The 23895-nt window shown below is 42.1% G+C and carries 22 protein-coding genes and 1 tRNA gene; 16 read left to right on the top strand and 7 right to left on the bottom strand.

The features are described from left to right. Nucleotides 1–16 precede the first annotated feature (16 nt). From AACZ11_RS00960 to AACZ11_RS00900, 13 genes are all read left to right on the top strand, one after another. Complete coding sequence (locus AACZ11_RS00960; protein WP_034261204.1) at nt 17–334, top strand: FtsL-like putative cell division protein; 318 nt, start codon at nt 17–19, stop codon at nt 332–334. Nucleotides 335–338: 4 nt separating this feature from the next. Further along, nucleotides 339–2339, top strand: a complete 2001-nt coding sequence (locus AACZ11_RS00955; protein ID WP_290627017.1) for a penicillin-binding protein — start codon at nt 339–341, stop codon at nt 2337–2339. After that, on the top strand, nt 2336–3799 hold the full coding sequence (locus AACZ11_RS00950) for a UDP-N-acetylmuramoyl-L-alanyl-D-glutamate--2,6-diaminopimelate ligase (protein ID WP_290627019.1): 1464 nt from the start codon (nt 2336–2338) through the stop codon (nt 3797–3799). Before AACZ11_RS00955 ends, AACZ11_RS00950 begins: the two co-directional genes overlap by 4 nt. A 3-nt stretch (nt 3800–3802) precedes the next feature. Then, a complete protein-coding gene (gene mraY / locus AACZ11_RS00945; protein WP_290627021.1) occupies nt 3803–5035 on the top strand; it encodes a phospho-N-acetylmuramoyl-pentapeptide-transferase in 1233 nt (410 codons plus the stop codon). A gap of 2 nt (nt 5036–5037) precedes the next feature. After that, nucleotides 5038–6375 (top strand): UDP-N-acetylmuramoyl-L-alanine--D-glutamate ligase, encoded by a 1338-nt coding sequence (gene murD, locus AACZ11_RS00940; protein ID WP_290627023.1) that lies wholly within the window; start codon nt 5038–5040, stop codon nt 6373–6375. A 9-nt stretch (nt 6376–6384) separates the two neighbouring features. Beyond that, a complete protein-coding gene (locus AACZ11_RS00935) occupies nt 6385–7575 on the top strand; it encodes an FtsW/RodA/SpoVE family cell cycle protein (RefSeq protein ID WP_290627025.1) in 1191 nt (396 codons plus the stop codon). Next, a complete protein-coding gene (gene murG / locus AACZ11_RS00930; RefSeq protein WP_339831218.1) occupies nt 7562–8659 on the top strand; it encodes an undecaprenyldiphospho-muramoylpentapeptide beta-N-acetylglucosaminyltransferase in 1098 nt (365 codons plus the stop codon). Before AACZ11_RS00935 ends, murG begins: the two co-directional genes overlap by 14 nt. Beyond that, nucleotides 8656–10011, top strand: a complete 1356-nt coding sequence (locus tag AACZ11_RS00925; protein WP_290627029.1) for a cyanophycin synthetase — start codon at nt 8656–8658, stop codon at nt 10009–10011. The genes murG and AACZ11_RS00925 overlap by 4 nt, the downstream gene beginning before the upstream one ends. After that, nucleotides 10001–10717, top strand: a complete 717-nt coding sequence (locus AACZ11_RS00920; RefSeq protein ID WP_290627031.1) for a hypothetical protein — start codon at nt 10001–10003, stop codon at nt 10715–10717. The genes AACZ11_RS00925 and AACZ11_RS00920 overlap by 11 nt, the downstream gene beginning before the upstream one ends. Before the next feature lie 4 nt (nt 10718–10721). After that, complete coding sequence (gene ftsA / locus AACZ11_RS00915; RefSeq protein ID WP_290627033.1) at nt 10722–12050, top strand: cell division protein FtsA; 1329 nt, start codon at nt 10722–10724, stop codon at nt 12048–12050. A gap of 42 nt (nt 12051–12092) precedes the next feature. After that, on the top strand, nt 12093–14138 hold the full coding sequence (gene ftsZ, locus AACZ11_RS00910) for a cell division protein FtsZ (RefSeq protein ID WP_290627035.1): 2046 nt from the start codon (nt 12093–12095) through the stop codon (nt 14136–14138). 147 nt (nt 14139–14285) lie between these two features. Then, the gene (locus AACZ11_RS00905; protein ID WP_290627037.1) at nt 14286–14735 is read left to right on the top strand and encodes a GatB/YqeY domain-containing protein; all 450 of its coding nucleotides are present in this window, start codon (nt 14286–14288) and stop codon (nt 14733–14735) included. Between the two features lie 7 nt (nt 14736–14742). Beyond that, a tRNA-Arg gene (locus tag AACZ11_RS00900) sits at nt 14743–14816 on the top strand. Nucleotides 14817–15396: 580 nt separating this feature from the next. Here AACZ11_RS00900 and AACZ11_RS00895 read toward each other — a convergent pair. Beyond that, on the bottom strand, nt 15397–16428 hold the full coding sequence (locus AACZ11_RS00895) for an AraC family transcriptional regulator (RefSeq protein ID WP_290627039.1): 1032 nt from the start codon (nt 16426–16428) through the stop codon (nt 15397–15399). A gap of 162 nt (nt 16429–16590) precedes the next feature. Between AACZ11_RS00895 and AACZ11_RS00890 the strand changes: the two genes are divergently transcribed. The 3 genes from AACZ11_RS00890 (at nt 16591) to AACZ11_RS00880 (ending at nt 18791) form a co-directional block, all read left to right on the top strand. Beyond that, nucleotides 16591–17121, top strand: a complete 531-nt coding sequence (locus AACZ11_RS00890; protein ID WP_290627041.1) for a hypothetical protein — start codon at nt 16591–16593, stop codon at nt 17119–17121. 21 nt (nt 17122–17142) lie between these two features. Further along, complete coding sequence (locus AACZ11_RS00885) at nt 17143–17853, top strand: Bax inhibitor-1 family protein (protein ID WP_290627043.1); 711 nt, start codon at nt 17143–17145, stop codon at nt 17851–17853. Between the two features lie 101 nt (nt 17854–17954). Next, nucleotides 17955–18791, top strand: coding sequence for a zinc-dependent peptidase (locus AACZ11_RS00880; RefSeq protein ID WP_290627045.1), 837 nt, complete (start codon nt 17955–17957; stop codon nt 18789–18791). Nucleotides 18792–18845: 54 nt separating this feature from the next. On the opposite strand, the gene AACZ11_RS00875 is transcribed toward AACZ11_RS00880, so the two are convergent. The 6 genes from AACZ11_RS00875 to AACZ11_RS00850 form a co-directional block, all read right to left on the bottom strand. After that, a complete protein-coding gene (locus AACZ11_RS00875) occupies nt 18846–19970 on the bottom strand; it encodes a hypothetical protein (RefSeq protein ID WP_290627047.1) in 1125 nt (374 codons plus the stop codon). An 83-nt stretch (nt 19971–20053) separates the two neighbouring features. Further along, complete coding sequence (locus AACZ11_RS00870; RefSeq protein WP_290627049.1) at nt 20054–21139, bottom strand: helix-turn-helix domain-containing protein; 1086 nt, start codon at nt 21137–21139, stop codon at nt 20054–20056. Nucleotides 21140–21212: 73 nt separating this feature from the next. Beyond that, nucleotides 21213–21875, bottom strand: a complete 663-nt coding sequence (rpe, locus tag AACZ11_RS00865; RefSeq protein WP_290627051.1) for a ribulose-phosphate 3-epimerase — start codon at nt 21873–21875, stop codon at nt 21213–21215. After that, nucleotides 21872–22276 (bottom strand): BLUF domain-containing protein, encoded by a 405-nt coding sequence (locus tag AACZ11_RS00860; protein WP_290627053.1) that lies wholly within the window; start codon nt 22274–22276, stop codon nt 21872–21874. Before AACZ11_RS00860 ends, rpe begins: the two co-directional genes overlap by 4 nt. A gap of 80 nt (nt 22277–22356) precedes the next feature. Continuing rightward, on the bottom strand, nt 22357–22752 hold the full coding sequence (locus tag AACZ11_RS00855; RefSeq protein ID WP_290627055.1) for a BLUF domain-containing protein: 396 nt from the start codon (nt 22750–22752) through the stop codon (nt 22357–22359). A gap of 123 nt (nt 22753–22875) precedes the next feature. Then, nucleotides 22876–23739, bottom strand: coding sequence for a sigma-70 family RNA polymerase sigma factor (locus AACZ11_RS00850; RefSeq protein ID WP_034261238.1), 864 nt, complete (start codon nt 23737–23739; stop codon nt 22876–22878). Nucleotides 23740–23895: the final 156 nt, after the last annotated feature.

The following is a 23895-nucleotide window of genomic DNA, read 5'->3' as shown; positions in this document are numbered from 1 at the left end:
CGTAACGGCTAAACAGATGAAGAAGAGCTTTTACAATATCATGAAAGGAAAATTCTTAATAAGTGATGATGCTTTTAAGAACTGGCGCTTTATCATCTTCCTGTCGGTGTTGGCGCTAATCATGATCGCAAGCTCCCATAGTGCCGATAAAAAAGTGCATCGAATTGCGCAACTCAACAACGAGGTAAAGGAGTTAAAAAGTGAATATGTTGATGTGCGCATGCGACTCATGCAAACAAAGATGGAAAGCAAGATCATAGCGGCGATGGCCCGACGGGGACTACAACCTTCGGTCACGCCTCCGCAAAAGATCAAGATAACAACAAAAAAGTAACGCGGTGGCCATTGAGGAAAAGAACATATTGAACCGCTTGTATTTTGTCGCCGGATGTATGTTCGTCTTTGCGATAGCTGTTACTGTGAATTTGATCAAAATTCAATTTGTGGAAGGGGAGAAGTACAGAGATCTTGCGCTCAAGAACACCACAAAGAACTTTACGATCCCGGCAAATCGGGGAAATGTATATGCAGATGACGGCAGTCTGTTGGCAACATCGGTACCTAAATACGATATCCGTTTTGACGCCGTGACTGTGTCTCCCGAAAACTTCAAAGAACACCTAGTGCCGCTTTCCAAAGAACTTTCCAAGATGTTTGGCAAGCCTGCTTCATTCTATCAAAACAGTTTCCGGAAAGCACGCGCCAACAAGAACCGATACATGTTGGTTGCAAAGAATCTGGGGTATTCAGACTATATACGTGTTAAAAAAATGCCTCTGTTCCGTTTGGGGCCCTACAAAGGAGGGATCATAGTAGAACAGCGCACGGTACGGGAGCATCCCATAGGGAAAATCGCTCAACGTACTGTCGGGGATGAAGCGTATGACAGACCGGGATACTATGCGGTGGGTCTGGAAGGAGCATTTCATGAATTATTAAAAGGCAAGGAAGGACACCGATTAAAACAAAAGATCGCTAAAGGACAATGGAAGCCTGTGTACGACGATAATGAGGTGGAGCCACAGGATGGTTTCGATATCGTATCTACCATTAATGTGAACATTCAGGATATTGCACATCATGCTCTTTTAAAGCAATTGGAATATTACGAAGCCGAGCACGGAACGGTGATCGTAATGGAAGTGGCGACCGGTGAGATTAAAGCGGTCTCCAATTTAGGTCGGACCAAGGATGGTACGTATTACGAGAAATTGAATTACGCTATTGGCGAATCGCACGAACCCGGCTCTACATTCAAGGTGATGGCACTCATGGCTGCGTTGGAAGATAAAGTGATCGACACGTCTACTGTTGTAGATACCAAGGAGGGTGTAAAAAGTTTCTATGGTAGAAAGATTTATGATTCGCATCGCGGAGGCTTCGGAAAGATTTCTGCAGCCAAAGCATTAGAGGTCTCTTCCAACATTGGTTTAGCGACCATTATTGATGAGCACTATGCCGCCAATCCGAAAAAATTGATCGATCGCTTTAAAAATTGGCATCTTACAGAAAAAACGGGCGTTGCTATAAAGGGAGAAGGAGAGCCCTTTATTCCGGAACCCGGTCACAGCAAATGGTCTAAGAATGCCCTGCCATCTATTTCTTACGGATACAACCTTCGGCTCACCCCACTACAAACCTTGAATTTTTACAACACCATTGCCAATAACGGTGTCATGGTAAAACCTCGCTTCATCAAGGAAGTCCGCGCTTGGAATCGGAAAGTGGAAAGCTACGATACCAAAGTGATCGATTCCAAGATCTGTTCAGACGAAACCTTGAAAAAGATCCAAGAGATCCTTAAAAATGTAGTGAAGCGTGGTACGGGTAAATCCTTGTATTCGCCTCATTTCTCTATGGCAGGAAAAACAGGGACCGCACAAACGGAATATTGGATGGACGATTGGCGCGAGAACCGACGGTATGTTTCTTCCTTCGCGGGCTATTTTCCGGCTGAAAAACCAAAATACTCCTGCATTGTAGTGATACATAAACCCAGCATTAAAAAGGGGTATTACGGGGCAGATGTCTCGGGGCCGGTCTTTCAGCGTATTGCGCAAAAGATCTTTACAGATGCTCCAACGGTGGCAGAGATAGCTAGTATCGATACTTCAGATCCTGCCATAACCAAAGATTTTGAGAACTACTATGCCAAGGTGCAGACCCGACACGAGAAAATTCCCAATGTAAAAGGAATGGCCGGAATGGATGCTGTATCTCTTTTGGAAAATCTAGGGTTGAAAGTAAAAATTGAGGGCAATGGTACCGTGACCTCACAATCGATAGAACCGGGAGAGCTTTTGAAACAAGGCACACAAATACTATTAAAATTATCGTGATACTGCTTAAAGACATACTCTATAAGGTAACGATCGAAAAAGTGATCGGGAATACCTCTGTGGCAGTCACGAATCTTGAATTCGACTCTAGGAATATAGGGCTGAACGATGTGTTCGTGGCGGTACGGGGGACTCAAACCGATGGGCATGATTTTATAAAAATGGCAACCAATAAGGGAGCGATCGCTATTATTTGTGAAGTCCTTCCGGACATGATCATTAATGGGATCACATACGTGCAGGTAGTGGACGCGCAACGGGCACTGGCTTTAATGGCTGCTAATTACTACGAGAATCCTTCCGAAGCAATTAAACTAATTGGCGTTACGGGCACCAACGGCAAAACAACGGTAAGCTCATTATTATATAATCTTTTTAAAGCAGCGGGTTATGAAGTAGGATTGCTGTCAACTGTGAGGATTATGGTGGGGAATGAGGAGCACAAGGCTACCCATACGACCCCCGATTCTTTAACGATCAATAAGTATTTGCGCGACATGGTTGATGCAGGTGTCACATATTGTTTTATGGAAGTGAGCTCCCATGGGATCCATCAAAAGCGTACAGAAGGACTTCATTTTGCCGGAGGTATCTTCACTAATCTGTCGCATGATCATTTGGATTATCACAAGGATTTTGCCGAGTACAGGGATGTTAAAAAGAAGTTTTTTGACCAGCTTCCGAAGACAGCATTCGCACTGGTCAATACCGACGATAAGAATGGTCCGGTGATGCTTCAAAACACACGAGCTAAAAAATACACATACGCGCTCAAGTCGTATGCAGACTATAAAGTTCAAATTTTAGAGAATCAATTTACAGGATTGCTTCTGAAGATAAACAACAGCGAGTTATGGGTAAAACTCATAGGTTCCTTCAATGCCTATAACATGCTGGCCATCTACGCAACAGCTGATCTTTTAGGGTTAGAAACACTGGAGATCCTTCAGTTAATGAGCACACTGGAAAGTGTCGATGGCCGCTTCCAATATCGTGTGTCACCTACCAACATTACCAGCATTGTGGATTACGCGCATACACCGGACGCATTGCAGAATGTATTAGAAACAATCAATAGTATACGAACCGGGAACGAAGAACTCATCACCGTTGTGGGATGTGGTGGAGACCGTGATACGCAAAAACGACCCAAGATGGGGCAGATAGCAGCCGCCCTGAGTACCAAGGTCATTTTTACCAACGATAATCCTAGAAGTGAAGACCCAGACACTATTATAAAGCAGATCGAAGCAGGAGTATCGCCGGAACACTATAAGAAAATAATTTCCATTACAGACAGGAAACAGGCTATTAAAACGGCTTGCCAACTAGCAAAAGACGGAGATATCATTCTCGTAGCCGGGAAGGGACATGAGACCTATCAGGAGATCAAAGGAGAGCGTTTCGATTTTGACGATTTTAAAATAGTGAACGAATATATCAATGCCCTAAATAAGTAGATCATGCTGTATTATTTGTTTGAATATTTAGAAAGAACCTACCAACTACCGGGGGCCGGACTGTTTCAGTTCATCACTTTTCGGGCAGCATTGGCGGTGATTCTTTCCTTATTTATCGCAGCCGTCTACGGTAAGAAGATCATAAATTACTTGCGACGCAAGCAGATGGGTGAGACCATACGCGATCTTGGGTTGGAGGGGCAGAGTGAAAAGGCGGGGACGCCTACCATGGGAGGGATCATTATTATTTTGGCGACGGTTGTGCCTGTGTTGCTTTTTGCACGCCTAGAGAATATCTATGTGATCTTATTGCTCATAACGACGCTTTGGATGGGAACGATTGGTTTTATAGATGACTATCTAAAAAAATTCAAGAACGATAAAGCAGGTCTCGCAGGACGGTATAAGGTTGTAGGGCAAGTAGGTTTGGGAATTATTGTCGGGGCGACTATGTTCTTCCATCCGGATATCACCGTAAAGCGGGAAAAAGTCAATCCGGTGAACAGCACCGAATCCATCACTCAAAATTCTCCGCGGGAGTTCTATGATTCCGAAAAGACATTATTGACCACAATCCCTTTTGTAAAAGAAAATGAGTTTAATTACGAACGTCTTATCGCCTGGGCGGGACCGGATTATACGAAATATGCTTGGATCATTTTTATACCCATCGTGATTTTTATTATCACTGCAGTATCGAATGGAGCCAACCTCACCGATGGGATCGATGGTCTTGCCGCCGGAAGTTCGGCCATCATTGCATTAACTCTTGCCATTTTTGCATGGGTCTCCGGAAATGTAATTTTTTCAGACTATCTCAACATCATGTACCTCCCCAATACAGGAGAGCTTACCATTTTTATAACAGCTTTCGTTGGGGCACTCATTGGTTTTCTTTGGTACAACGCCTATCCGGCTCAGGTCTTTATGGGAGATACAGGCAGTTTGACCATAGGGGGTATTATTGCGGTGATCGCTATCGCAATTCGCAAAGAGTGGCTTATTCCTATTCTATGTGGGATCTTTTTAATGGAGAACCTCTCGGTGGTGTTACAGGTAAGCTGGTTCAAGTATACAAAGAAGAAGTTTGGTGAAGGTCGACGCATTTTTAGGATGTCGCCGCTACACCACCATTATCAAATAAAAGGGTTTCACGAAAGTAAGATCGTAACACGATTTTGGATCGTTGGAATTTTTCTGGCCATTCTTACCATCGTTACATTAAAAATAAGATAAGGGTGGCAGATAGATTGGTCATATTGGGTGCAGGAGAAAGTGGGGTAGGAACCGCCATTTTAGGAAAGAAGAAGGGGTTTGAGGTGTTTGTTTCAGACTTCGGAAAAATTAAGGACAAATACAAACAAGTTCTTTTACATCATGAGATCGAATGGGAAGAAGGAGGTCACACCGAAGCTACATTACTTTCAGCAACGATAGTAATGAAAAGTCCGGGTATCAAGGATGCCGCTCCTATAGTACTAACACTGAGGGAAAAAGGCATTCCTGTAATTTCTGAAATAGAGTTTGCTGCTGCTTACACTGAAGCTACCATCGTAGGAATTACCGGAAGCAACGGAAAGACCACGACAGCAACGCTTACCTACCAATTACTTAAGGACGGGGGGCTAAACGTTGCTTTAGGAGGAAATATAGGAAAGAGTTTTGCCGAACAGGTAGCCGAAGATAAATATGCACATTTTGTCTTGGAATTAAGCAGTTTCCAGTTGGACGGGATCGTAAAGTTTCATCCGCACATTGCAGTGCTTACAAATTTAAGTCCGGACCATTTGGACCGATATGATTACAAATATGAAAATTATATCGCTGCCAAATTCCGAATCGCAATGAATCAGACCGCCGATGATTATTTTATTTACGATGCCGATGATGAAGAAATAGCAAAGTGGCTAGCCACGCACCCCATACGATCTAAAAAGATACCTTTTTCAGTAAGAAAGGAACTCGAAGAAGGAGCATACATAAAAAATAAACAAATAATACTAACAATAGATAATACCAATCTCACTATGCCAATTGCAACATTAGGATTACAAGGTCAACATAATATCAAGAACGCTATGGCGGCGTCTACGGTAGCAACGCTGCTAAAAATTAGAAAAGCCACGATTCGGGAAAGCTTAGAAAGTTTTCAAGGGGTGGAACATCGTTTGGAAAAAGTACTTCGAATCAACAAGGTACTTTATATTAATGATTCAAAAGCTACCAATGTCAACGCTACTTTTTACGCGTTGGACAGTATGGAAACGCCTACCGTATGGATCGTTGGCGGTGAAGATAAAGGAAATGACTATAGTGAATTGCTACCCTTGGTCAACGAAAAAGTGAAAGCGATCATCTGCTTAGGAGTAGATAACGAAAAGATCGTTAATGCATTTGGGAATGTTGTAGATGTTATGGTGGAAACTCAGTCGATGCAGGATGCAGTGCAGATAGCCTATCGAATGGCAGACAGAGGAGAGACTGTCCTGCTTTCTCCTGCTTGCGCCAGTTTTGACCTTTTTGAGAATTACGAGGACCGTGGTAGACAATTTAAAGAGGCTGTTCGAAACCTATAGGATGAAATAATGCGTGCTATTTTTCAACATATTCAAGGAGATAAAGCAATCTGGGCAGTTGTAGGACTGCTGGCGCTCTTTTCCTTCTTGCCTGTGTATAGTGCCAGTAGTAATTTGGCCTATTTGTATGGCGATGGAAGCACACTTCCGTATCTGCTGAAGCATTTTGCGCACTTACTTTTAGGTTTTGCCATCCTTTACGGAGTGCACAAGATTCCCTATCATTATTTCAGAGGGCTTTCGATCATCGCACTGCCAATTGTTATTATTTTGCTATTGATCACCTTATCTGAAGGCACGACCGTAGAAGGAGCCAATGCGAGTAGATGGATACGCGTACCTTTTGTGGGGGTTACGTTTCAAACATCGACATTGGCATCTGTCGTATTACTCACCTATGTGGCCCGCTATCTTTCTCGAATTAAAGATAAGGCAATTACTTTTAAAGAGACCATAGTGCCGCTGTGGCTCCCGGTCTTTATTGTGTTAGCCTTGATATTACCTGCCAATCTTTCAACAACCGCAATTCTTTTCAGTATGGTGGTGATGCTGGTCTTTGTGGGGGGCTATCCTATTAAATACTTAGGCATTATTTTGGGAGCGGGACTGTTGTTTCTCACCTTGTTCATTACTACTGCAAAAGCCTTTCCTACGTTATTTCCCAATCGTGTGGATACTTGGATGAGTCGTATTGATAATTTCACCAACGGGGAAGACACGGAAGCCGATTACCAAATTGAAAAGGCGAAGATAGCCATCGCTTCGGGCGGTGTGACCGGTTTAGGACCTGGTAAAAGCATACAGAAGAACTTTTTACCTCAATCTTCTTCCGATTTCATCTATGCGATTATTGTAGAAGAATTTGGAATACTTGGAGCACTTTTTCTCATGTCATTGTATCTGTTTCTCTTGTTCAGACTCGTGATCGTCGCATATAAGGCCGAGTCGGTCTTCGGGAAATTATTGGTGATAGGAGTGGGACTGCCTATTGTGTTTCAAGCCCTTATCAATATGGGAGTTGCAGTCGAATTGTTTCCGGTCACAGGAAAGACCCTTCCGCTTATAAGCAGCGGTGGAACTGCGATCTGGATGACGTGTTTGGCATTAGGGATGGTGCTAAGTGTAAGTGCTAAGCGAGAAGTGGTTAAAAAAGAAGAACAAGAAGAGAACCCTTTAGATATATTGAGTGAAGCCCTATAGATTCATCATAAGTGGAGGAGGAACCGGAGGTCATATCTACCCGGCCATAGCGATTGCGAACGAATTGCGCATCCGCTATCCGGAAGCCGAATTTCTTTTTGTTGGTGCTAAGGACAGAATGGAAATGCAAAAAGTGCCTCAGGCAGGCTATCCTATTGAAGGGCTCTGGATCTCCGGATTGCAGCGAAATTTGACTGTTAAGAATCTTTTATTTCCCCTAAAGCTGGCTTCTAGCCTTATAAGGGCTCGAAGCATTCTGAAAAAATTTAAACCTAACGTTGCTATAGGGACCGGAGGTTATGCCAGTGCACCCTTGCTTCGAGTTGCATCCATGAGAAGAATTCCTTGTTTGATCCAAGAGCAGAACAGTCATGCCGGGATCACCAACAAATGGTTGGGCAGTAAGGTGGAACGCATTTGTGTGGCTTATGAGGGAATGGATGCATTCTTCCCTTCAGAAAAAATAATCCTTACCGGCAACCCGGTACGGCAGGACCTGCTTGCGGTGGGATCAAAACGTGCCGAAGCTCAGACTTTTTTTAAGTTGGACGCTGCAAAGAAAACATTACTTGTGTTAGGCGGTAGTCTCGGTGCCAAGCGCATTAATGAATTGATCGCTACCTCGCTTCCCTTTTTCGAGCGTCATGACCTGCAAGTGATCTGGCAGTGTGGAGCGCATTATGAAACGACCTACAAAGACGAAGGCACCCGGTTGGTTCAAGTACATGCGTATTTGAACCGTATGGACTTGGCCTATGCTGCGGCCGATATCATTATATCGCGAGCAGGCGCCTTATCGGTTTCTGAGTTATGTCTTGTAGGAAAACCTGTATTATTCATTCCCTCGCCTAACGTGGCAGAAGATCACCAAACAAAGAACGCGATGGCAATTTCAGAAAAAAATGCAGCGTTAGTATTAAAGGAGAGTGAGCTAAACGATAAGTTCGAAGCAGAATTTTCAGCGCTTTTGGAGTCGGAAACTACCCGCAAGCTTCTTTCGGAAAATATCAAGGAACTGGCAAAGCCTAACGCGACTCAAGAGATCGTTGCAGAGATCGAAAAACTATTAAATAACGCGCCATGAAAGAGATGAAGGACATAGAGGCCCTATATTTCGTGGGTATTGGAGGCATCGGGATGAGTGCCTTGGCGCGCTATTGTAAATTATTGGGCAAAACTGTGTCGGGATACGATAAAACACCTACCGATCTTACCGCAGCGTTGATGGACGAAGGTATTGATGTGACGTATGTAGATGCCGTTAGTGAAATTCCTGAAGCATTTCAGAATAAAGAAAAAACACTAATCGTCTATACCCCGGCAATCCCGGGCTCAAGTCGACTTTTGCATTATTTTACTTCGGAAGGGTATACAGTGGTGAAACGCTCGTCCCTTCTTGGTGCGGTCACAGAGAACTCTTTGTGTCTTGCGGTGGCCGGTACACACGGAAAAACAACAACATCGGCGATCTTAGGGCATCTTTTGGCTGCGTGTGACATGCCCGTCACGGCTTTTCTTGGGGGTATTGCCGAAAATTACGGCAGTAATTTTATAAGTAACGGGACAGCGATCACAGTAGTGGAAGCCGATGAGTTTGATCGTTCGTTCCTCACACTTCGACCCGATATTGCTTGTGTCACATCGATGGACGCGGATCATTTGGATATTTACGGTAATTCTGAAACCATTGAAGAAGCATTTAAAAGTTTTGCCGCATTGCTTCCCGATACTACTAATTTGTTGTTCCGAAAAGGCTTACCGCTGAAAGGGCAAACCGTAGCAGTGGGGGAGACAGCAGATTTTGAAGCGCAAAACATTCGAATCGAAGATGGAAGTTATCGTTTCGACCTGAAGACACCCAATACAATACTACGAGATCTTGTTTTTAATCTGCCCGGACATCATAACCTACACAATGCTGTAACTGCTTTGGGCATGGCCATTCTTTCCGGTATCCCAACACCCGGCCTGCCCAAAGCTTTACAAAACTTCAAAGGCGTGCAAAGACGCTTTTCTTATAAGATAAAACGTGAGGACTTGGTACTCATTGATGATTATGCGCACCATCCCACTGAGATCGATGCATTACATCAGGCTGTGGAAGAAATGTATCCGCAGGATAGGAAATTGATCGTTTTTCAGCCCCACTTATTCAGCAGGACCAAAGATTTTGCTTCGGGATTTGCACAAAGCCTTTCTAAGTTTGATGAGATCTTACTACTCGATATTTATCCGGCGCGGGAAGAACCTATGGAGGGAATTACGTCTGAATGGTTGCTTGGTCAAATTACCGCATCGAACAAACAACTTATTACTAAAGAAGAATTGGTCCATAAGATACAGGCATCGCATTGCCGCATTAAAATGCTTGTAGGTGCGGGCGATATTGGAGCCGAAGTAGGAAAAATCACAAAAATATTGAGTCATGAAAGTTAATTGGGGACTTATCAAATTTGTGGTTGTAAGTGGACTCGTCGTCTTCTTGTTCAGTTTTTCAAAAAGCAGAAACGAAAACAGGAAATTGACAGAGATAAAAATTGAATTTATAGATGAGAACGACCCTTTTATCACAGTAAACACGGTTAATAAATTGTTAATACAAAATAAGGACAGCGTTACGAGTATCGATAAAGAAACTTTAGTTTTGAAAGAGATGGAAGATAGGCTGCTGAAAAACCCTATGATCCGTGATGCCGAGGTATTTGTAACTGTAGACGGGGTGTTGGGGGCGAAAATTGAACAACGCGAGCCCATTGGAAGAGTTGCTGCTTCGCCACATTTTTATTTGGATAGTGACGGAAAAAAGATGCCTTTGTCATCGGTTTATGCAGCCAGAGTGCCCTTGATCACCGGAACATCGGTATCGGATTTTTCAGAAGTAACGCCCCTGCTTCTAAAAATTAAGGAAGATCCTTTTATGAAGAGTAGTGTCGTGGGGGTCCATGTACACAGTAACGGGACCGTCGATCTGAGATTGCGAAAACACGATTGTAAGGTGTTGTTTGGGAAACCAACGGCAATCGAGAAGAAATTTCAGAATTTCAAGGCATTTTATAAGAAAACGAAACAGGACAGTACGCTATCGAACTACGGTTTGGTGAATTTACAATTTGAGAATCAAGTGGTAGCCACAAAAAAATAAGGGAATGGAAAACGACAACATAGCTGTAGGTTTAGATATTGGAACTACCAAGATTGTTGCCATGATTGGTAGGGAGAATGAATATGGAAAAATGGAGATTCTGGGCATTGGTAAATCCAAAAGCCTTGGCGTCCATCGCGGTGTTGTAAATAACATAACCCAAACCATTCAGTCCATTCAACAAGCCGTGCAAGATGCCGAAACATCTTCGGGGATCAAGATCAAAGAAGTTGTGGTGGGTATTGCAGGACAACACATTCGAAGCCTGCAGCACAGTGATTATATTACAAGAACCAATAGTGACGAAGTGATCGATGAAGGGGATATCGATCGCCTGTGCAATCAAGTGCATAAATTGGTGATGCTGCCCGGAGAAGAGATTATTCATGTATTGCCACAGGATTTTAAGGTAGACGGACAGGCAGAAATCAAGGAGCCCATTGGTATGTACGGAGGTCGTTTGGAAGCTAATTTTCACGTGGTCGTAGGGCAAGTCTCTTCCATTCGCAACATTGGAAGGTGTGTAAAAAGCTCCGGATTGGAATTATCAGGCATAACCCTGGAGCCTTTGGCTTCTGCAAATGCTGTGTTGAGTCAAGAAGAGAAAGAAGCCGGAGTAGCATTGATCGATATTGGTGGAGGCACCACAGACTTAGCCATCTTTAAAGATGGCATCATACGTCACACAGCGGTCATTCCTTTTGGGGGCAACGTGATTACTGAAGACATCAAAGAAGGCTGCTCCATCATAGAAAAACAAGCAGAGCTGTTAAAGATAAAGTTTGGTTCGGCGTGGCCTGGTGAAAATAAAGATAATGAAATTGTTTCCATTCCGGGATTACGGGGTCGAGAGCCAAAAGAGATCACGTTGAAGAACCTCTCAAAGATCATCCATGCTCGGGTCGTGGAGATCATTGAACAGGTGTACTTAGAGATCAAGAACTACGGCCATGAAGAACAAAAGAAGAAATTAATAGCTGGTATTGTATTGACAGGTGGTGGTGCGCAACTACAGCATATCAAGCAATTGGTGGAGTACATCACCGGAATGGATACTCGAATTGGATATCCCAATGAGCACTTGGCAGGGGATACAGACAGTGAAACGACCAGTCCTATGTATGCCACAGCGGTTGGATTGGTGTTGAACAGCTTGAAAAGCAAACCAAAATTTAAACAAGCAACGTCTTTTTCTACCATGGAAGCCTCTCAGGAGACTCCCGAGGACCAGAACATGGACGAAGAAGAAATTGAAGAGACACCAAAAGAGCGGAAACGCTTTTTTGATAAATGGGCTGAGAAGTTTAAGGAATTCTTAGACAACGCAGAATAAACCCAATTAAAATGAAATTAAAAACCTCACAAAATTAAGTATATGAGCAGCAACACAGAATTTGACAACATTTCTTTTGATCTGCCAAAAAACCAATCCAACGTGATAAAGGTCATTGGCGTGGGAGGTGGCGGAAGTAATGCCATCAACCACATGTTTAGCCAGGGTATCAAGGGCGTGGATTTCGTTATTTGCAACACCGATGCCCAAGCACTCGAAAATAGTCCTGTACCTGTAAAGATCCAACTTGGCGTGTCTTTAACCGAAGGGCTGGGAGCAGGCGCCAACCCAAAGATCGGTGAGCAATCGGCTGTGGAAAGCCTTGAAGAGATCAAGAACATGCTTGCTACCAATACCAAAATGATCTTTATTACCGCAGGGATGGGCGGTGGTACCGGTACCGGTGCTGCGCCTATCATCGCTAAAATGGCCAAGGAATTAGACATCCTAACCGTTGGGATCGTCACAATCCCTTTTCAGTTTGAGGGGAAGATACGCAACGATCAGGCACAGATAGGTGTGGAGAATTTGCGTCAGAATGTAGATTCGTTGGTTGTGATAAATAACAATAAATTACGTGAGGTGTATGGAAACTTGGGTTTTAAAGCCGGTTTTTCCAAAGCCGATGAAGTATTGGCCACGGCTGCCCGAGGAATTGCCGAGGTCATTACCCATCACTACACGCAAAACATAGATTTACGGGATGCGAAAACCGTACTTTCAAACAGCGGTACTGCCATCATGGGAAGTGCCAATGCGATAGGAGAGAACAGAGCACACGTAGCCATTAGTAAAGCTCTAGACTCGCCCTTGTTGAATGATAATAAGATTCGAGGCGCAAAGAATGTGCTGTTGTTAATCGTTTCAGGAAGCGAGGAAATCACGATTGACGAGATAGGAGAAATTAGTGATTATATACAAGATGAGGCAGGTCACAGTGCTAATATCATCATGGGGGTTGGGGAAGATGAAACCTTAGACGGCGCGATCTCTATTACCGTGATCGCCACAGGATTCAACGCCGAGCAACAACATGAGATCGTGAATACCGAATCCAAGAAGATTATCCATACGTTGGAAGAAGAGCAACGCGCAGAGCAAGTATTAACTACCAAGCCTTCGGCAGGACCTGTAGAATTGCCGAAACAAGGAAATGCCAAGCCTAGTGCAGCACCTTCGGAAAAAGCACCCATTATAAAGCATACTTTGTTTGAAGCGGAAGAAGAAACGCCCAAACCACAAATGAGCCTTCCTTTTGACGGTTACATTAAGACTTCAGAATTGATTAAGAATATTGACGTTCAATATGAAGCGATCGATATCCATCATTTGGCAGAGTTCGAGCAAATCCTTATCAACGAGATTGATGTGAACGATTTTGTGATCGTTGAACCAAAACCTAGAGAAGAAGTACGTAAGCCGATTGTTTCTGAAAAAGCTTCAGAAGAAGAATATACCTATACAAAACCGAAGCAAACTTCCGAAGCAGATGAGCAAATGCTCATGTTCGACCTTCCATTGCACAGCTCCGAAGGTGAGACTGAAAAGAAACAGAAGAAAGAAGAAGAGGCTGAGGTTGCCACTTCACGGGTGGAAGAGATCGAAGTAAAGGACCACGTGGAGATCATTCCGGTAACTGAAGTGTCCGGTGAAGGGATCAAACGATACAGTTTAGATGATTACCAGGAGGTTGAAAACATGCTTAATGAAGCAAAACCCGCTGCGAAAGGTACAGAGACTCTTGAAGAAGAAGAGATTGTTTTCGAGAAAAAGACAGTTGCAGCTCCCGAAGCTCCCGCAACCGATTTGGACGAGCCTGCCGACCCGATGAACTCTCCTATTTCTAAAATATTGAGAGATCGATCTGAAGAGCGTAAGAAGAAGATGAAGGAGTTCAATTATAAGTTTAGAAACAGTGCCTCGAAAATTGAGGATATTGAAAAACAACCTGCCTATAAGCGAATGGGTATTGATTTGGATGAAACTTCCGACTCAAAAGTAAGTATCTCACGAACGTCTGTAAATACGGATGATGACGATATTGAATTGCGATCCAATAACTCTTTCCTTCACGATAATGTAGACTAGAAGTCTTGTAAAAATATCTATATAGTTCAATTGCTGTAACACGACGAAATCCGGATGTTTTTTTAAAACATTCGGATTTTTTTAGGGCAGAACTTCTTTTTCAGAAACCATAGAATTACTATCTTCGCACTCTATTTAAAAAGTGTTATGAGTTTACAGCAACAGGTTATGGACGCCATGAAGAAGGCGATGAAAGAAAAGGATACTGTTGCGCTTCAAGCACTGCGTGCTGTAAAGTCGGGGATTTTATTAGCCCAAACTGAAAGTGGCGCAAAGGAAAGTATTTCTGATGCTGATGAGCTGAAACTACTTCAAAAGCTGGTAAAACAACGAAAAGACAGTGCTGCCATCTATATGGAGCAAGGGCGCGCCGATCTTGCCGAGCCTGAATTGGCAGAGGCAGCTGTGATCGAACAGTTTTTACCTGAGCAACTTAGTGAAGAAGAAGTGGCAAAAATAGTGAATGAGATCATCGCTCAAACCGGGGCGACCTCGATGAAAGACATGGGTAAGGTAATGGGTATGGCGAACAGTCAACTGGCAGGAAAGGCAGACGGAAAAACCATTTCGACAGTAGTAAAAAAAAGATTGTCATAAAGTATAAGGCCGCGTGGCGCAACTGAATAGCGCATCAGATTTCGGCTCTGAGGGTTGGGGGTTTGAATCCCTCCGCGGTCACTACAAGCACAAAGTTCTGCAATGAAAATTGCAGAACTTTTTGTTTTCGGAAGAAAACGAAGCTTGCTTCAGTTTTGGAGAGAAAACAAAAAGTGCAAGGCGAATGCCTTGCGAACTTTGTATTTGCAAAGGGGAGTGTTTTTTGGGATCTGTAATCCCTTGTTGCTTCAGTTTTGGAGAGAAAACAAAAAGTGCAAGGCGAATGCCTTGCGAACATTGTATTTGCAAAGGGGAGTGTTTTTTGGGATCTGTAATCCGTGTTTGATGCTGCTTTTTATTTCAGAAAACAAAATTCGTTGCATGAGTTCCACGCGTAAGACAATGGACAGGTGCACCAAGGTGGGATACTGTTTTTTAGAGGTATTTTGTTACAAAAAATGCGTTTTGAGATACTGCGTTTAAACCCTAAGAGGTATTTTTAAACCGAAATAATTGGTAGGATCACCTCGTATGGGTTTTAGTTAGTTTACAGGTGACTTTTACGGTTATTTTAAAAAATTCAATCAATTTGGTAGACTTGAATTTTTTTGTTTCATTGGTTGTAAGCCAAAGCCTCTTTGCTTTTGCAAAGAGGCTTTTTTTATTTGCTTCGCAGCAGATTGCGATTTTTTTGCCTAAATTCTGAAGGCGTAATACCGTACTGCTCTTTGAATACTTTAGAGAAATAACTTTTACTTGACAATCCAATTTTCTCTACAATTTCTGAAATGTTTAATTGCGTTGAAATGAGCAGGTGTTTCGCTAAACCAAGACGACTTTTTTGAATATAGCTATTCACCGTACTACCATACAAATACTTGAAACCTTCTTGTAATTTGTTAACATTGAGTCCAATCTCTTCGGCCAATGAATCAATGGTTTCGGGTTGTGAGAGATTCATGTCGATTTTCCCTGCTACCTTCTCGATCAAATTAATCTCATGCTCTCGTAAGAGGGAGCGTTTACCTGCATCTTTGAGGTCATCATGATATTGGAGTACCAGATACGTGAGTATCTGATAGGCTTTTCCTTCCAAAAAAATGCGTCTAATAAAGTCATTATTCTCAAACGTATCTATTTTTCTGAAAAGATCTGCAATTTGTAAACTGTAGAAACCGGCATAATAAAAAGGATTGCTAGCCTTAGAGTCCATAAAGAGCTCTTTCAACTTAGGGTCAAGATTGCGCAATTCACAATCCATCTTTTCCTGAAATTTTTCACGATCGATCTCAAGACTACTCACTTTTATCTTTTGCTGGCCCTTAAACTGAAGGATATGTCCGTTATAGCTTTTGCTTGCAACAATAGAACTTTGATACTGATCGATCTCGTTGTAGGAAGATTCATCTTCAAAGCGATGAAGTAATTCTCCGCTTAAACAAAACAAAAATTTAAGCGGATGCACCTTACTGACTATAAAATGGATCTCCAGATCTTCATGAAACGTACATTCATAAATTATGAGTCCGAAACCACCGTGAAAATTAATACCTCGAATGGTTCCTGTTCCGCAATGGTCGGGAATACGAACGTAATACTCGCCGCAATTCTCTTCATATGTGGTGTCAAGTGCTTCGGCGATATCCCTAATCACCTCATACAGAGGCAATGATTTTACCGTAATTTGATTCAAAGTCTTTTTGTTTAACCTAAAAGTACAATTTTATTTTTTATGGTAAATTTTTCGTGATAGGGCCCGCTTAATCTAGCCTATGCATGTGCAATTTTAAATTCCCGAAAATCCTTTCAGAAAAAACAAAAATGTGTATTTTCACTTTTTCAGAAATACTATAGTATGAACAGAATTTTAGGAATAGGATCGCGAATTGAACACCCCGACCACGGTAAAGGAGTAATTACCAATGTTACCTCACAAATGTATTGGGTGACATTTATGGATAAAGGTCTTGAAACTATTGCGACAGATGCTGATTTCACTGTGATCGAGGCGGTAGAAGGCGAGGTGGATACAGTGAGCTTTTACGAAGTAGAAAAAAGCCTTCGGGAGATCTTGAAAAAATGGAGTGATGCCAGTGAGATCGTACCTATAGCCGACAAATTTCGAGGGGGAACAATGGTCCTTCAGCCTAAAGACAGTAGCCTTTCCAATAAGGAAATACCTATTGAAACCTTTTTTCATAAGATCGTAATGCTTCGTGACAGGTTGCGCGTAATGGAGCAGAAAATCAATGCTAGTAAAGTACTCGATGACCAATATAAAATTGACCTTCAGCAATATATTACACGTTGTTATGGTAGCTTAACTACTTTTAACGTGCTTTTTAAAAATCAATCACAACAATTCAAAGGCGAAAGCTCCAAGTAAATGTAACCAACTTAATTTCCCATGGAAGAACTACAACAACAACCCACGTACCCAACCATTGTTACCCTTAGTGATGAAAAACGCGTCGCTTTTTATAAAAAGACGTATACACATCTTGCGTTAGCTGTATTACTCTTTGTGTTGGTAGAAATGATTTTCTTTCAGATTCCTGCTTTGCTGAAATTTGCTCTTTCCCTAACCGAAGGTTGGCTGTGGTTATTGATGCTGGGAGGATTCATGCTGGTGACCAATTATGCTGAAAAAATGGCGCTTACCAATCATGACAAGAATAAGCAGTATCTCGCTCTGTTGTTATACGTAGTTGCGGAAGCTTTTATTTTTATTCCTCTCATTTTTATGGCGATGATGATTGCGGAAGACGGTGGGATGGAGATACTCAATCAAGCAGCCATTCTAACATTATCCTTATTCTCCGGACTCTCAGCCGTGGTGCTGTTAACCAAAAAAGATTTTTCTTTTTTAAAATCCATTTTGGCGATCGGATTCTTCATTGCATTGGGTTTAATCGTGGCTGGCGTACTATTTGGTTTCAATTTAGGCCTTTGGTTTAGTGTTGGCATGGTGGTACTGGCTTCAGGATCCATATTATACCAAACGTCCAATATGGTACATCGGTACAGTGAAGATCAATACGTAGCTGCATCATTAGGTCTGTTCGCATCCCTCATGTTATTGTTTTGGTACATTTTAAGTATTCTCTCTAGGGATTGATACTTTGGTAGTATGTACTAAAATTGCTAAATAAAACGTTTACATTCAGACATATAGTTTGAGTGATAATCGACTGAACCCTTACAACATCCCAAATGTGTATGATGCTACTGTTACAAGCCGACGAGAATGCAGCATGGCTCGCACCTTACGCCTATACTATTGTCTTGTTAGGGATAGCATTCTTTTTGTTCAGGGTGTTTGAGAACTGGTATGCCAATCAGTTTAACAGACCCCTGTATCGCCATTACTTTGTTTACAAAAGGCTGTCTGCATCACAACTTCGGATCCTGGAAGAGGAATTTACCTTTTACAATAAGCTATCTTCAAAACACAAGCGTCAATTTCAGCACAGGATGGTAACCTTCCTAGGGGATAAAAAATTTGTAGGGCGAGACCAACTTGTGGTCAAAGAGCGTATGAAGGTATTGATTGCGGCTATGGGATGTATGCTTAGTTTCGGAAGAAAGAATTATGAATATTCATTGATCGATTATATCCTGTTATATCCGAATGAATTTTACAGCACTATGAACAATGCATATCACAAAGGTGAGTTCAATCCGCGGGAGCGCGCCCTCGTGCTTTCATGGAGTGATTTTGAAAATGGGTATAAGATCACAGACGATAACCTGAATTTGGGCATACATGAATTTATGCATGCCATGCAACTCGAATCCTTAAAAAGTCGGGATCTGGATTCTTCACGCTTTGGGAAACAGTTCCAAAAGATTCTTCAACAGCTCACACAACAGGAAGTAAAAGATAAGCTTGATGAAACACGATATTTTAGAGCGTATGCATTTACCAATCAATACGAGTTTATGGCAGTGCTCACCGAATATTTTATAGAATCGCCGGGTGATTTTAAAATGCACTTTCCTAAACTTTATCAACACACACGACAACTCCTAAATTTTAATTTTGCCGGCTATTAGAAAAGGGTAGCATATCCAAAGCAACGCTACCCCGGGATATTTCCATTTTATTATTTATTTCTTTTTCACCAGCACCCGTTGTTGCGAGCGCACGCCCTCTTGCATTCCTGTAAGTATATAGACCCCTTCGGTAAGATTAGAAGCGTCCCAAATAGTGGTTTCTGAAAGTACAATGGTTTCTACGAACGTCCCGGAAATTGAATAGACATTCAAGTGTGAATAACCGGAAAGCATGGGCATATTCAACCGAAATTTAGTTCCTATCGTGGGGAGTACGAAGGTTTTTTTTTCAATCGTTGAAGGTATTGAAAGAGGAATGTCTTCGCGTATTACAATGGCATTGGGTGTTGTCAAAGGACCACTCTCTATAAAATTCTCTATAAAATTATAATTGCTGTCGTACCGTTTCACGGTTCCGTCACCCCCATTACCAATAAGAATGTCGCCATTAGGAAAGAAAGCAACACCTTCGGGGCCGCTAAGACCTGTTATAAGGTCTTCGATAAAATTTCCCGATGCATCATATCTCTTTATAATACCATTGTTATAACTAAACACGATCATGTTCCCTGACGCTTCGAAAAAGATATTGGTAGGACCGTTTAAGCCACTGTCAATAAAAAGCCCCATGTCTGCACCCGTAGTGCCATTAAATTTTCGAACGGTCGATTCAGAATAAGAAGAAACATACAGATCTCCGGCACTGTCCCAAGCCATGCCAATACTTCTGGGAACACCTATTGCAGTAAATTCACCCTCAAAGGTTCCTTCAAGCGAATAACGAAGTACTTTATTGTTGGTAGTATCCCATTGGATAACGTATAGGAGACCGTCTGGTCCTACCTTCATACGTGTAGGTCCGCCTAGACCTTCAGCGAAGTTAGAGATGAAATCTCCGGTAGCCCAATCGTGTTTTGAGATGATTCCGGCAGTACTGAGATTGGAAATAAGTACTGCTTCTTCATCTTCTAAGAATATAATATCCTGTGGCCATACGATCCCGTCATTTTCCGAAGTTATCAAGGCTCCTAAAAATGTTCCGTCGGCGTCGAACTTGGCAATTTGCCATGGACCTACGTTGAAATTGCCCGCATCGCTTACGTAAACTGCCATTTCCTGCCCATAGAGCATTAGGCCTGTAATCAAATATACAATGGAAAGTAAAAGATTGTTTTTCATGACTTGTGCTTTTTAAGAGTTCTATGGCACGAATGTCGATATCCCTGGTATATAAAGGGTACAATCTTATAAAAGTTAACCCATTAGGATGCGTTTTGGTCCTTGTATTGAGACGGGGTACATTGATGCTTCTTTTTGAAGGCTTTGTAGAAAGTAGCTTTGTTATTAAACCCTACGTCGAAATATATAGACTTTACGTATTGGTTTGAATCCTTCTGAAGCAGACGTTCTGCCTCTTCCAAGCGATATTCGTTTACAAAGTGATTGAAGCTTTTTCCGGCTTTCTTATTGATCACCTTCGACAATAAATGTGTGGAAAATCCAACCTGATCGGCCAAATGTACCAATCGCAGCTCGTTATCAAGATAGGGTTTTTCTCGTTTCATATAAGCGGTAAGATGGTCGAAGAACTCATTGAGTAGGGAGTTTTCGAACGATTCGTCTTTGTTGCGTATGGGTAGGAATAATTCAGCAAAGAGCGCTCCGTCAAAGATGCGGGGTTCTTTAATAATGAAATAGCCAATAGTATATATAGAAAGCGTCATCATTGCAGAGATCATATAGTCCCATTCGCTGTTAAAGAATTGAAAATTGACCAATACATAATATGAAACGTACGAAAGAAGAAACAAGCCGTAGAGGCTTAATAGAACCAATGCCCACCGATGTCGTACCTTCTTATATTCTGTCTCGGGAGATGTGTGGACTCTTATTTTTTTCGCAATAAGGAAACAATAAACTCCCATGTGGGCCGCAATCCCCCAGTAGGCGCCTACAAACCAGCGTAAAGGGATTTCAGTATCGGTCCAACCGGTTAAACGCAGCCAAAGCACTAAGGTAGGCACTACCGCAATAAGTGCCGGTATAAAATGCATCCAATAATTCGTGGTAATCTTTGCCTGATATAGGTTTAAAAAATACCGATAGAGCAGTGGTCCGGACGCAAAATAGCATACCGGGGGCAGGAATATGAAATAGGGGTATATGCGTTCATAGCGAGTCCAAAATAATACATATTGGAATAGAATAACAGCAAAGGCTAAAAGAAGGAATGCAATTGGATGGTTCTTTTTCTGTCCACTAGTAATCAATACGGTGAACAAGAATAATCCCATGGCAACCGCAAATAGAAATAGGGACGTCCAAGTATCGAAGCTAGGTGTTGTCATCACAATGATCGCTAAAATAGTGCTCCTATTTTAAAATGGAGTGTATACTTATAAAAAGAAACCTTTTAAGTTCCTATCTGCTTACCAGATCCCGCAATCCTGAAATTGTCTCAACAGGGTTGGAACTTCCAAAAACATAGCTTCCTGCGACTAGCACATCGGCTCCCGCAGCAACAAGTTGTGCTGCATTGCTATTGGTTACGCCACCATCGATCTCAATTTTGGTGGTTGCTCCTTTTTCTGAGATCATAGCGCGAAGTTGCTTTACTTTATCATACGTATTTTCAATAAAGCGCTGTCCTCCAAAACCGGGGTTCACGCTCATCATGCACACCAGATCGATGTCTACAATAGTATCGCGAAGTAATTCTACGGAAGTATGCGGATTCAAAGCCACGCCTGCCTTCATTCCTTCTGCTTTAATAGCTTGTAAGGTCCGGTGTAAATGTGTGGACGCTTCATAATGTACCGTCAGGGTGTCTGCACCCAGTAAGGCAAAATCTTTAATATAGCGTTGCGGTTCTACGATCATCAAATGTACGTCCAAAGGTTTCTTGGCATATCTGGAAATTGCTTCTATTACAGGCATTCCAAAGGATATATTAGGAACAAACACCCCATCCATAACGTCCAAATGGAACCAGTCTGCATCGCTGGCATTCACCATGTCAATGTCACGTTGTAAGTTGGCAAAATCGGCAGCAAGGATCGAAGGGGCAATAAAGGTTTTGTTCATATCGCTAACAAAAAAGGATGGATCAATCGGTTAATTTTACTGGAAAAAGAAGTTTTGTTGTTGAAGACATCGAGATAATTTTTAATCTCAGATAATTCTTTTTGAGTCTTCACGACGTTAAACTTCGAATTGTAAGTGCCAAAGATAGGTTTTTTAATAGGATGATGTATCAAGGTTTCAATTCGATCGTGACGGTGATCCTCACAAATTGTGTCAAAGAGCGTGGTGATTTGTTTTTTTTCACCCTCTAAGACCTGAAAGAAATTACCAAACCCGTAGAGTAGGATACCCGTGATGTTCTCATTCGTATTATGACGTTGGGTTTTAGCAAAGATTGCTTCTATTTCTTCCTCTGAGAGCCCTTGTCTCGCTTTACTTACATAACAAATAGTATGGTTCATGGTAACGTTCGTTAGTTTTCAAGATACAAAAATGTAAGAAATTGTAAAAATCATGTATTCGCGTAGCAGCATTCAAAAAATTATAATAAGAAGGGTTCTAGAATTCCTAACATGCTTTTGGATAGCGTTTTGATCTCCACCGTAGCATTTAGATAGTCTTTTAAGTTGTTGAGGTCTGACTTGTTCTTGACGACACTAAACCCGGATTTATAATCACTAAAGGTTCGTTCTTCAATGGATTTGTCCAATATCACAAAAATACTGGCATGTCTCGAATCTTCTTTGATAAGATCGAACAGCGGACCTATCACTTCCTTTTTTCCTTCTAAAACCTGAAGAAAATTACCGTCAAGGTACAACAGTATACCGGTGATATTTAAGGAGTGGTTTTTGCGCTGCGTGGTCTCGAACAATTCCTCAATGTCCTTGAGATCAAGATGAGGGACTTTATTGCTCAAATAGCAAATTGTATGCATGTGTGGTTAGAAAGGTTGTTGAGGTAAATATATAAAAAAACCTCCGGTAATCAGCCGGAGGTCATTCATCAATCAAAAAACGAACAGTTATTTTTAACTGTAAGTTATCTTTATAGGATACGCTTATCCCAAATACGTTTTCAATATCTTACTTCTGGAAGTATGCTTTAAACGACGTATCGCTTTTTCCTTGATCTGTCGAACACGTTCACGAGTTAGATCAAAGGTTTCGCCAATCTCTTCCAGGGTCATAGGGTGTTGATCTCCTAAGCCAAAATACAGACGGATCACATCGGCCTCTCTTGGCGTAAGAGTTTCCAGAGCACGCTCTATTTCAGTTCTTAGTGATTCATGCAATAAGGAACGGTCGGGGTTCGGGGATTCTCCACTCCGCAATACATCATACAAATTGGAGTCTTCTCCTTCCACCAAAGGGGCATCCATCGATACGTGACGGCCCGAATTCTTCATGGATTCTTTCACATCGTTGATCGTCATGTCCAATTCCTTGGCAATTTCTTCGGCCGAAGGCGGGCGTTCATGTGCTTGCTCCAAAAAGGCAAACGTCTTGTTGATCTTGTTGATGCTGCCAATCTTGTTCAATGGCAGACGAACAATACGAGATTGCTCAGCCAAGGCTTGTAAGATCGACTGGCGAATCCACCAAACAGCATACGAAATAAATTTAAAACCACGCGTTTCATCAAAACGCTGCGCGGCTTTGATAAGACCGAGGTTCCCTTCATTAATAAGATCGGGTAGGGTTAATCCCTGATTTTGATATTGCTTTGCTACCGATACAACAAAACGTAGGTTCGCTTTGGTCAACTTCTCCAAAGCACGTTGATCCCCCGCTTTTATACGTTGTGCCAACTCTACTTCTTCGTCTGCGGTAATTAAGTCAACTTTTCCAATCTCCTGAAGGTACTTGTCTAAAGAAGCGGTTTCCCGGTTGGTGACCTGCTTCGTAATTTTAAGTTGTCTCATTTAAGGTGTCTCCTGTATTACTAAGTTAAATTTGCTTGTGCATTAGGTTATACGTAACAAAACGTAAAAATGTTACAAAAGCGTGTAAATTAATTTTATAAAATGTGTGGAAGGTTTTTTTTGGGCATTTCCCGGCTGCGACCGCACCACGGGACC

Source organism: uncultured Altibacter sp., from assembly GCF_963972995.1.
Lineage (GTDB): Bacteria > Bacteroidota > Bacteroidia > Flavobacteriales > Flavobacteriaceae > Altibacter.
The sequence above is the reverse complement of the archived record's forward strand: the minus strand, read 5'-3'. Positions and strand labels throughout refer to the sequence as shown.

What these genes read in the sequence shown, in the direction of transcription:
- AACZ11_RS00960 (WP_034261204.1), top strand. Translation starts at nt 17, where the DNA reads ATGAAGAAGAGCTTTTACAATATCATGAAAGGAAAATTCTTAATAAGT.
- mraY (WP_290627021.1), top strand. Translation starts at nt 3,803, where the DNA reads ATGCTGTATTATTTGTTTGAATATTTAGAAAGAACCTACCAACTACCG.
- AACZ11_RS00935 (WP_290627025.1), top strand. Translation starts at nt 6,385, where the DNA reads ATGCGTGCTATTTTTCAACATATTCAAGGAGATAAAGCAATCTGGGCA.
- AACZ11_RS00925 (WP_290627029.1), top strand. Translation starts at nt 8,656, where the DNA reads ATGAAAGAGATGAAGGACATAGAGGCCCTATATTTCGTGGGTATTGGA.
- AACZ11_RS00920 (WP_290627031.1), top strand. Translation starts at nt 10,001, where the DNA reads ATGAAAGTTAATTGGGGACTTATCAAATTTGTGGTTGTAAGTGGACTC.
- ftsA (WP_290627033.1), top strand. Translation starts at nt 10,722, where the DNA reads ATGGAAAACGACAACATAGCTGTAGGTTTAGATATTGGAACTACCAAG.
- ftsZ (WP_290627035.1), top strand. Translation starts at nt 12,093, where the DNA reads ATGAGCAGCAACACAGAATTTGACAACATTTCTTTTGATCTGCCAAAA.
- AACZ11_RS00905 (WP_290627037.1), top strand. Translation starts at nt 14,286, where the DNA reads ATGAGTTTACAGCAACAGGTTATGGACGCCATGAAGAAGGCGATGAAA.
- AACZ11_RS00890 (WP_290627041.1), top strand. Translation starts at nt 16,591, where the DNA reads ATGAACAGAATTTTAGGAATAGGATCGCGAATTGAACACCCCGACCAC.
- AACZ11_RS00885 (WP_290627043.1), top strand. Translation starts at nt 17,143, where the DNA reads ATGGAAGAACTACAACAACAACCCACGTACCCAACCATTGTTACCCTT.
- AACZ11_RS00880 (WP_290627045.1), top strand. Translation starts at nt 17,955, where the DNA reads ATGATGCTACTGTTACAAGCCGACGAGAATGCAGCATGGCTCGCACCT.
- AACZ11_RS00875 (WP_290627047.1), bottom strand. Translation starts at nt 19,970, where the DNA reads ATGAAAAACAATCTTTTACTTTCCATTGTATATTTGATTACAGGCCTA.
- AACZ11_RS00870 (WP_290627049.1), bottom strand. Translation starts at nt 21,139, where the DNA reads ATGACAACACCTAGCTTCGATACTTGGACGTCCCTATTTCTATTTGCG.
- rpe (WP_290627051.1), bottom strand. Translation starts at nt 21,875, where the DNA reads ATGAACAAAACCTTTATTGCCCCTTCGATCCTTGCTGCCGATTTTGCC.
- AACZ11_RS00860 (WP_290627053.1), bottom strand. Translation starts at nt 22,276, where the DNA reads ATGAACCATACTATTTGTTATGTAAGTAAAGCGAGACAAGGGCTCTCA.
- AACZ11_RS00855 (WP_290627055.1), bottom strand. Translation starts at nt 22,752, where the DNA reads ATGCATACAATTTGCTATTTGAGCAATAAAGTCCCTCATCTTGATCTC.
- AACZ11_RS00850 (WP_034261238.1), bottom strand. Translation starts at nt 23,739, where the DNA reads ATGAGACAACTTAAAATTACGAAGCAGGTCACCAACCGGGAAACCGCT.